The sequence below is a fragment of the Clostridium rectalis genome, from assembly GCF_900626095.1.
Lineage (GTDB): Bacteria > Bacillota > Clostridia > Clostridiales > Clostridiaceae > Clostridium_AS > Clostridium_AS rectalis.
Map to the genome: position 1 here is coordinate 1 of NZ_UYZZ01000018.1, position 10,327 is coordinate 10,327.

At 26.4% G+C, this 10,327-nt stretch carries 7 protein-coding genes and 1 pseudogene; 2 read left to right on the top strand and 6 right to left on the bottom strand.

All coding sequences use genetic code 11. The annotated features are described in order from the left end of the window. Positions 1-644 precede the first annotated feature (644 nt). Both EJL03_RS15635 and EJL03_RS15645 read left to right on the top strand, forming a co-directional pair. Positions 645-728: pseudogene (locus tag EJL03_RS15635) on the top strand (iron ABC transporter ATP-binding protein); the annotation flags it as partial. A 357-nt stretch (positions 729-1,085) separates the two neighbouring features. Then, positions 1,086-1,958: a DNRLRE domain-containing protein gene (locus EJL03_RS15645; RefSeq protein WP_125154898.1), complete on the top strand. Its 873-nt coding sequence runs from the start codon at positions 1,086-1,088 to the stop codon at positions 1,956-1,958. Positions 1,959-2,053: 95 nt separating this feature from the next. Here the strand turns inward: EJL03_RS15645 and EJL03_RS15650 are convergent, their stop codons facing one another. From EJL03_RS15650 to EJL03_RS15675, 6 genes are all read right to left on the bottom strand, one after another. Further along, on the bottom strand, positions 2,054-2,500 hold the full coding sequence (locus EJL03_RS15650; protein ID WP_125154899.1) for a DUF6385 domain-containing protein: 447 nt from the start codon (positions 2,498-2,500) through the stop codon (positions 2,054-2,056). Between the two features lie 56 nt (positions 2,501-2,556). Continuing rightward, positions 2,557-4,350, bottom strand: a complete 1,794-nt coding sequence (locus EJL03_RS15655) for a tetratricopeptide repeat-containing glycosyltransferase family 2 protein (RefSeq protein WP_125154900.1) — start codon at positions 4,348-4,350, stop codon at positions 2,557-2,559. 65 nt (positions 4,351-4,415) lie between these two features. Beyond that, positions 4,416-5,624, bottom strand: a complete 1,209-nt coding sequence (locus tag EJL03_RS15660) for a hypothetical protein (protein WP_125154901.1) — start codon at positions 5,622-5,624, stop codon at positions 4,416-4,418. Between the two features lie 195 nt (positions 5,625-5,819). Further along, entirely contained in the window at positions 5,820-6,692 is an 873-nt protein-coding gene (locus EJL03_RS15665) for an NAD-dependent epimerase/dehydratase family protein (protein WP_125154902.1), read from the bottom strand. After that, positions 6,689-7,651, bottom strand: coding sequence for an NAD-dependent epimerase/dehydratase family protein (locus EJL03_RS15670; protein ID WP_125154903.1), 963 nt, complete (start codon positions 7,649-7,651; stop codon positions 6,689-6,691). The genes EJL03_RS15665 and EJL03_RS15670 overlap by 4 nt, the downstream gene beginning before the upstream one ends. Before the next feature lie 14 nt (positions 7,652-7,665). Next, positions 7,666-9,720 (bottom strand): glycosyltransferase, encoded by a 2,055-nt coding sequence (locus EJL03_RS15675; protein ID WP_243108739.1) that lies wholly within the window; start codon positions 9,718-9,720, stop codon positions 7,666-7,668. Positions 9,721-10,327 lie beyond the last annotated feature (607 nt).

Genomic DNA, 10,327 nt, shown 5'->3' on the forward strand with positions numbered 1-10,327 from the left:
ATATGACTCCTAATGAATTTTACCACCTCTATTCTGGAGAACAGCTAACTGATATTGAGGTAAGGGTGTAATTATAAGAAAAGGCGAGAATTAATTAGATATTGTCCAAAATAAAGGGGTTAATCCGATTCCTTTGCAATAACTGGCGCTTGTGCCTGAACAGTTAATGGTACAGAATTAAGTACTAATAATGTACTTAATGTTAAAATAGTTAATTTACTTTTTATATCATATCCCTCTTATTTTTCTTGTAACTATATAGAATTATACCACTTTTTTTAAAAAATGTAAAAAATATTCATGAGTATGTTTAAATTTAAAAATTTATATTCATATTTTGTATTTTAATATATCTTTATTTTGAATATTATATTTCTATTTTGAATATTATATTTCTTTATTTTCTTATCTACTCTCACATATTTTATTTTTATATTAAATTATTACTAAATTTTTTAAACTTATGTTTGACTTCGAATGTAAATACTGCAAAATCGGTGTAAAATCTTGCACCTTCGTTTTAATCCCCTTCTTATTTACTGCTAATACAATATAACTTTTAACTTATAATGTCTGTCGTATAAACTTCTATATGGAATGGTAGTATCATCTATCCTTTAGGATAACAATATGGGGCTGGAAAAAGTACTTTGCTTTCTATAATGAGTAGACTTACAGATGAATACGAAGGACAGGTTATTATAGATGGCTTAGAGATTTTAAAATAGGATAGTTTTGATCTTTCAAAAAAATCTCTATACTAAAATTTTAGAAAATGATTTAATTAAAAGCACAAAAACCTATAAAAATAATAAGATTCTTTCACTTACCCTAGAGCTTTGGTATATAGCTCCATGAGGAATATCTTCTACTACAGAAATGTTAAGGGTAACAAAAAATTTATTAAATGATTAAAACTCTCCTGCTTAGCACAATACCTTATTATATACTATGAGCTAACATGCATCTTTTAATTTTTCTTCACAAATAATCACCTATCATATACTATAAGCATATGATAGGTTATAATGGGAAATTTCTATATTGGATTTAGAAATTTTTCACTGCATTAAGGAGTGAATTTTATGGGATTTGTAGAAAATATAGAAAAAATTCCTAATTCCGATTTGTATATTGCAAAGCTTTTTCCTAATACTAATTTTAATGGATCACACTTTCTAAATTGTGGTAGAAATGATACTGACTTAAATTCATATAGAACTTTAATGTATTTTGATCTTTCTAATCTTCCTGAAAATATAATGATTTGTGAGGCATCTTTAAATCTTTATATAAACTTAAATCAAAATACTTCAGTTACAAAACCATTAATAATCCACAAACTTTTAGAACCATTTAATGAAAATTTAGTAACTTACTCTACGGAACCTAAGTTTAAAGATACACCTTATACATCTTTAAATATAAGTAATGAAATTAATAAATTCATTAAAATTAATATAACAAGTTTAGTTGGAGAATGGTACTGTAACCCTAGTTTAAATTATGGAATAGTCATAAAATCATTTGAAGATAAATCTAGCTTTGTTAGTTTTTCCAGCACATTTAGTGATGATGAAACAAAATTCCCTCAGTTAGAACTACGTTTTAAATATTGCCCTGGATTAAGCTCCTATCCCATGGAAACAATTAATTTATTATCTTCAGATGATTCTGCTACCTGTACTCCTGTATATTTAGGTCCTAATATAGGCACTTTTGCCATGGAGAATAAAGGTAATGGAGCAATTACCGTATTAATTCAACTTAGCTCTGATAATATAAATTGGATAGACAATAAGTTACCTTATGCAAGTGACTATATCCTTTTAAAAGATGACAATATAATCCTAACTACAACTGCATATATGAACTATGCTAGAGTTTTTATTACCCATGCTAATAATCACCCAATTGAAGATGCAACAATTATATTATATAAAACTATTAAAGTTTAGTAATTTTTCAGATAAAAAATTATATATTTTAATAAAAAAAGACTATCTCCCAAGGTATAAAAATACCTTAGGAGATAGTCTTTTTCTGTTAAAAATTATATATGAGATTGAACAATGATTTCTAAGGAGGTGCCTAAATCTGATTTATATGCCATTCTTACATACCTTGAAAAAATCATGGGGACTATTGTTACTATTTCTCCTGGAGCTACATTTTTTATAGTAACACTATCATCCGTATATCCATAGTCCACTTCATTTTGTTTAGGGCTTATTTGAAGTTTCACATTTGCGCTATTTAACCCAGTGTTTTTTACAAAAAAGGTAACCATAGATTGTTGTATTGTTTCAACAGAAGGACTATATTCATAATCAATTGCAGCAACTACATTAAAAATATTTTCACTAAATTTTCTACCAACTAAATTTACATTATTAGCTAATGGTGGTGGAGTATAGCTTTCAAGCCATTGTAAAATTTCTTCTCCTATTAAAATAAGTTCCTCATCTTTGGTAAATATATTAGTAGGCTCAGTAAGCATTTTCATCACTCCTAATTGTAAAAAGGGTCTTGAAACCTTTAAATCAACCTAAATAATTATAAAAGACATTCTAATATTTTTGCTCCTTCTTTATCAATTATTTCAAATAATTTTATAGACCTAATAATTTCCTTTTTAGCCATTTCATTATATCCATATCTAAAATACAACTTACCTAAGTGTAATAAAACAGATTTGTCACTTACTAAGTTTAGCAAATTTAAAGCTTTTTCAAACTTATAAAATTCTTTATTTATAAGCATTATTTCACATATCTGAAATATTACCGGAGTAAATTCTATCATATTTTTATCTTCTGATAAAATATTTGTATTCTTATTTGTAAATAAATTCATAAGCTCTTTATATACTTTTAAAGTGGTGTTATTATAATCTGATAAATTACTTTTATTAAAATAATTTATTGAAACAATAGCTAAATCATATTTATCTTTAATAATAAAACATAAAGCCTTATACATCATTATTTGAAAGTAATATAAATTATTTCTATCTATTGAATCAATATATTTTATACATTCGTCAATTCTACATGAATATATTAAAGATTTAACTTTAAATATTTTTAAATCCTCTGAAAGAGTTTTGGTTTCTTCACTTTTATTTATATATTCTAATGCTGTTTCATAATCCCCTTCCATATAAAATAAATCTGCTATTATAGGATACTCTCTAGGAAAATCGGTAAAGAAGTTTTCTAGTATTGTTTTCCTATCATCTATATTAATGTTTTTCTCCTTTAATATATGGCATATATTATAAAGAGGTGCTAAAAAATCCGGCTTTGTTTTAATAGTATCAACAGAATATTTATATGCATTATCATAATCCTTTAGATCCATGTAAATTTTTGATAATTCATAATTAGGTCTAAAACCTCCTACTCCATAAATAGATTTTAATACAGAAGGAGGTTCCCCAATATCTATACATTTTTTAAAGGATTTTATAGCTAATAAAGGGCTGTTTTTTTCTTCAAGTACTAGTCCCTTTAGATAATATAAATCTGTAAAATCAGGATAATAATTTATTCCAGTTTCAATAAACTCTAAAGCCTTATCATAATCTTTTAAAGTATAATTTGATATAACTATTCTTTCTATCAATCTAGAAGCATATCCAGTACTAGGATCAAAATTATCATAAGATTTATAATAGTTATCCAATGCTGATCTTTTATCATCTAAAGCAAAATACTCATTTCCTAAATTAAAATATGCAAACTTTTTATCTACACCTTTTTTTATCTGTTCTTTTAAAAGACTAATGTTTCTATTTCTTTTATCTTTAGATACAATATTTTTATTTAAATAACCATAGTGATATATTCGTATATCGTAGGTTTCTCCTACCACATCTTTTTCGTTATTAACTAATTGATTATGAACCTTACCTTCATAATGAAATCCATAATTATTTTTAAAAAGTCGTGGATTTAAATTTATACTTATATCTGTAGTATTTACACTATACCCAGAAAAATTTAAAGTTTCAAAGAAATATATTGTATTGTCAACTAAATCTTTTTCTATAAGATTTCTAAATTTTACTTTATCTCCACTACAAAACTCGTCGTCTCCATCCATTATTAATATCCAGTCTTTTGATGCATGTTTTAAGGATTCATTTCTAGCAGCACTAAAATCGTTACACCATTTAAAATTGAAAATTTTCGCATTATATTTCTCTGCTATTTCTATTGTTTTATCTGTAGATCCAGTATCTACTACTATTATTTCATCTACTAAATCCTCTACACTTTTCAAACATCTTTCTAAATTATCCTCTTCATTTTTAACAATCATGCATAAACTTATTTCATGACCCATTATATATAACCACCTCTATTTCAAAGAAGCTAAGAAGTACAAGAAAGTACCTCTTAGCTAATGTGTTAGTACCTACCGTTGAAAAATACTTGTACACTTTGGTTGGTAGTTGCAGCTGTTGTACAATAAACTTTTGTATAATGCATATAATAAGAACTACTTAATGCTTTTGCACTGCCAACTGCTCCTACAGTAGCAGTTTCTCCAACTAATACATAGGTTCCGTTTTGTTCTGGACATACTGCAATTCTAACTGTTACTGGCATAGTTCCACCAGCAACCTTTTTAACATACCAAGTAATATCCTGCATCTTTGAAGTATCCACTGCAGTACTATATTGTGGTGTAGCCAAAGCTATAGGGGAAACAGTTTCAGAAGTTTGCTGGAAAAATCTATCTGTAATGTTTACATTTACAGAACCATTAGTAATAGAAGTTATCTTAGCTATAGTTCCACTTGTTAGTGAATTAAGTTGTGTTACATCCACTGTACCGTTAGTTATTGAACTTAATTTCGTTATTGTTCCATTTGTTATTGAACTTACCTTTGCCAAAGTTCCGCTAGTTAATGAACTAACCTGAGTTACATCCACTGTACCATTAGTTATTGAACTTAATTTTGTTATTGTTCCATTTGTTATTGAACTTACCTTTGCCAAAGTTCCGCTAGTTAATGAACTAACCTGAGTTACATCCACTGTACCGTTAGTTATTGAACTTAATTTTGTTATTGTTCCATTTGTTATTGAACTTAATTTTGCTACGGTTCCACTAGTTAGCGAACTTACCTTTGCCAAAGTTCCACTGGTTAATGAACTAACCTGAGTTACATCCACTGTACCGTTAGTTATTGAACTTAATTTTGTTATTGTTCCATTTGTTATTGAACTTACCTTTGCCAAAGTTCCGCTAGTTAATGAACTAACCTGAGTTACATCCACTGTACCGTTAGTTATTGAACTTAATTTTGTTATTGTTCCATTTGTTATTGAACTTAATTTTGCTACGGTTCCACTAGTTAGCGAACTTACCTTTGCCAAAGTTCCACTGGTTAATGAACTAACCTGAGTTACATCCACTGTACCGTTAGTTATTGAACCAAGCTTTGTTATTGTACCACTAGATATTGAATCTATTGAATTTATGGTTCCTACATTTATTTCTAATGCCCCAGCATCATTTACTTTAATTGGCATATAATTTGTACCGTCATATCCATATATCGAAGTTTTTAATTCTTCAGCTGAATTTGAAAAAACAATACTATTAGCCATATAAAATTCACTTCCTCTATGAAAATGAAGCCTGAAAAGCTTCAATATATACTATGCAATCTTTATAATAAATGCTACACTAAACTACTTTTATCTGTATATTTTACGAATCTGCTGGCTATACCAAATAAAAAAAAGAAGCTTTAGCAATAAAGTACTTTCTGTACTAATGCTATAGCTCCTTTATTATTTTTCTTATTTAAAATAATCAATTATTTTTTCATTAATAAATTCCTCTGGTATACTTAATTTTTTTAAATAATATTCTATTTTTTCACTTAAAATAGAGTATTTAATAGAAGGTTCTTCTGATACTAATTCATATTTTAGATTATAGTTTTTAGAAATAATATTTAAAATATCTTTTAGTTTTAATTTTCTTATAGATGTTAAATTAATAATCTCACTTTCTGGGAAAATATTGATATTTTTACTCGTCTCTATTATAGTCTTAGCTATAAATTCAGCTGATAGTGGATTTAAATAATTATTATATCCTGTAGCCTTTAAAACTTTATTTTCTTTAATACAATTTTTAATTAGTGGCATTAATCTATTATTTCTCTCAAATTTTCCATAGCCATAGGTCAGCCTATAAATAATCAACTTCTTATTTTTAATATTTTGCATAATATATTTTAATGCCATCTCAGAGTTGTATTTGCATATTCCATATAAGCTATAGGGATAAATTCTTTCATCTTCTTTCATATAACCTAAATTACCATCATACACAGCTGCACTAGATAAAAAAATAATATTACAATTTATTTTGTCTTTCATTTGTAGTATATACTTTGTATCTCTTATTAAGAATTTATAAAGGCTCTCTTCTTCAATGTGAGTATTGCTATTTCCACAGCATATTATTAGAGTATCAACACTATCTAAAAATTTTCTATTTTTTATAAATTCATCAAAACTTATTTTATTAAATTCCTTTAAAATATTTTTAGAATTATTAAAATATATCATTAAAACATTATTACATGCCTTAGTATAATCCTTAATTAAAACTTCTTGAATATTTTGACCTATAAACCCACTAGCTCCTAAAACAGCTATCATTTTAAAGACTCATCTTTAACTTTTTTATACCAATCAATCATTTCTTTTATACCATCGTTAATTGTGACTTTCGGAACAAATCCTAAACTTTCTAATTTATCTATCTTAAAATATTTACTTTGAGATTTAAATTTTCCATTAAATCTTTGTATATTAATTAAACTTGTATCTTTTGATAATTCCTTTCTAATAAATTCTGCACTTTCTTCTATAGTCTTATACTCCTTATTATTTCCTACATTGTAAGCTGTATATTCTTTGTTATGAAAATTATGCTTTTTGATTATTAATAGTATTCCATCTATAAAATCATTTATATGACACCAAGAACGGACACAATTTTCATCTACATTAATCTCTTCTTCATTTAATAGTTTCCATGCAAAAATGTCCAAAGCAGATTTATACTTTGAGGAGTAAACCCCTGGACCATATACCATAAAAGGTCTTATACCAACTGCTTTTAACCCATAATTTTTAACATAATGTCTAACTAAACTTTCTCCGAATAATTTGCTTATAGCATATACATTATTCAGTGTTAAAGGACTAACATTTAACATATCCTCTTCCACAACTTCTTTATCATCAAAAATGTCTCCATATACTTCTGAAGTGCTAAAATATACCAGTTTAGCATCATATTCTAATGCTATATTTATCAAATTCAAAGTTCCCTTTACTGCAGAATCAATCATTTTCCAAGGATGTTCCTCACCATTTATCCTACCAACTTCACTTGCTGCATGAATTATATATTTTATATTCCCATTTATTCTTTTTACATTAGTATAAATTTCACCAAAATCAGTAATATCAGACCTTATATAATCATCATAATCTCTAATATATTGATCAAGTACAACTATTTTATAATCACTATACTCATCTTTTAACTTTTGAACTAGTTTTTTCCCTATAAACCCTAGTCCCCCTGTAACCAATATGACATCTTTCAAAATTTCCAACCCCTTTATAAATCTATATTTTTATAAAAATCACTAAAAGATTTACTATCCATTAGTTCTATTGATTTGTTAAAAATATCTTGTAAATCTTTTTTATTAAAGGTATTTTCTGTTCTGTATACAAAATTATCTTCTACATTTTTTAATGTATTTTTATTTAACAAAACCAAATGATAACTAAATATAGGCCTTATACTTAAATATCTATCATTAAGCCATCCAAATTCATTTAAAATATTTAAAAAGCTCTTCATATTACCTTTTCTTTCTAATAAATTTAAAATTCTAAGTCTAGTTATTGTAGATCCAACTATCATTTTAGTTGTATTTTTAGATGTTTGATTTGTATGAGAAGTATTAAAAACGGTTTTGTCATCATGAGTAAATTTTAAATTTAGTAGAGCAGATTTACTTAGTAAATCCCAATCCCCATCTACACTTACTAAACTTGTATCAAAGCCACCACATTTTTTATATGCTTCCTTTGAAAACACAAGACTACTCCCATTTATAGGGTTACTATAAGATAAATAAGCTATTTTTTTCATTCTATTATCTGATTTAAGTAGCTTAAGGATATTATCGTCTATATTATATAATGCACCTTGTGTAATATTAGTTCCAAGGATCATTTTATTAGAAAAAGTAATATCATAGTTTTCATTTTTTAATAAATTCAGATCTACTTCTAATTTATCATTATCCACATAGGCATCATCTACACTTATCCATCCTATATAATTAGTTTTAGCCTTATTAAAACCAAATTTAAGAGCATAAATAGCTCCGGAATTTTCATCTAAAGAATAAATTTTTATAGTTCCTATTTTGTCTTTATTATTCTTGGCAAGTTCTATACATTTGTTTAAACTGTCATCTGTAGATTTATCATCTACTAAAATCCACTCCAATTTATTATTTATTGTTTGTTTAGAAATGCTTTCAAAAATATTTTCAATAAAATTCTCTCCATTATAAATAGGAGTAACTATAGTAATCTCCTTTTCTTTATTATTATGACTGTAAATTAGCTTTCCTTTAGTATTTATAGTCCTGTTATAATATAAATCAATTTCAGATTTTAAGCTTATTAAATTAGGATTTCCCTTATTTTTTATGGTTTCACCTTCTATTATCTCATCTATAATTCTTTTATTAGTATATTCTATAGAATAATTATCCTTTATATAATTTCTGAAATCTATTGAAGAATATTCTTCATCAGAAAGCATATTTACTAAATCCTCTAAAGAACTCCATACACATTTCTTAGGATAAATTTCTTTTGCCCCTACAAAATTATGAATAAGTGGTCTAATTCCCTTGGACATAGCTTCCATAATACCAAGTCCTTGACTTTCTAATACGCTAGTACAAATAAGGTAATTTTTATCTTCCAGCCATTTATCTATATCTTTTTGCCAGCCATAAAAAATAACATTATTTTCCAAGTTAAACTCCTTTATCATTTGATTAAAATACAATCTATATCTGTCATCATCGAAAGTTCCCGCAATATGGAGAATATATCTACTATCACTATCAAAAATTTTCTTAAAAGCATGCATTAATAACATAGGCCCTTTTTTAAAATTTATATATCCTACATAGGCTATGTTAAAACCCTTTTCTCTTTCTTTATATTCATGCATACTTAGATTAATGCCGTTAGGAATAACAGAAACCTTATGTTCTGGTATAAAAATTTTACTTAACACTAACCTTTTTATATGCTCAGCTACAAATATAATTTTATCAACATTTTCAAAGTTAACCCCGTATATATAATTTGTAAAGGCTTCATAACTATGAAGACGACATACTATTTTTTTATCTTTTGCTATAGGAAGTTTACTACCATATACAATAAGAGAGTCACACCATTCAAACCAACAAATATCAGCACTTTCCATTTCTGTATTAATTTGATTATAGTTATTTACAATTACTTTTTTAGTATGGTATATATGAGATAAAGATTCTATAATACTGTCTATAAAGCTATCCAGCCCGGGTAAGACAAAAAAAACTATTCTCTTTTTGCTCTGCACTATATTCATCTCCTATATAATATTTAATTTCCATACAATTAATTTATTCCTAAAACTTAAATATGCTAATGAATTTATTGTTTGTAATAAAGTTTATTTCTTTTAACTATTTAATAAACATATAAAAAACTCCTAATAAAAAATTAATTTTGATAAAGCTTAATTTTTATATTAGGAGTATGTGCTTTTCCTACCAAGCCTATATATTTTTTTCACGCTCTAATTCACCATATAAATAATTAATACCTTCATACTATAATTTTGTATCTTCCTCTTCTAGATTTGCATAAGTTTATAAATTATAAAACTTTAACAAATGAAAGAATTCTTAATCCACCTTTTCGATGGGATAGACAAAACTACCTATATTGTATTAACATTTAATTTGTTTAATAATGTCATTAACAATTTTTTGGGTTTTTAATCCTTCAACACCATCAACTAACAAATTAGTATTTCCTACAATTGAATTTATGAAATGGAGTATAGCGGATTAACCCCTTTATTTTGGACAATATCTAATTAATTCTCGCCTTTTCTTATAATTACACCCTTACCTCAATATCAGTTAGCTGTTCTCCAGAATAGAGGTGGTAAAATTCATTAGGAGTCATAT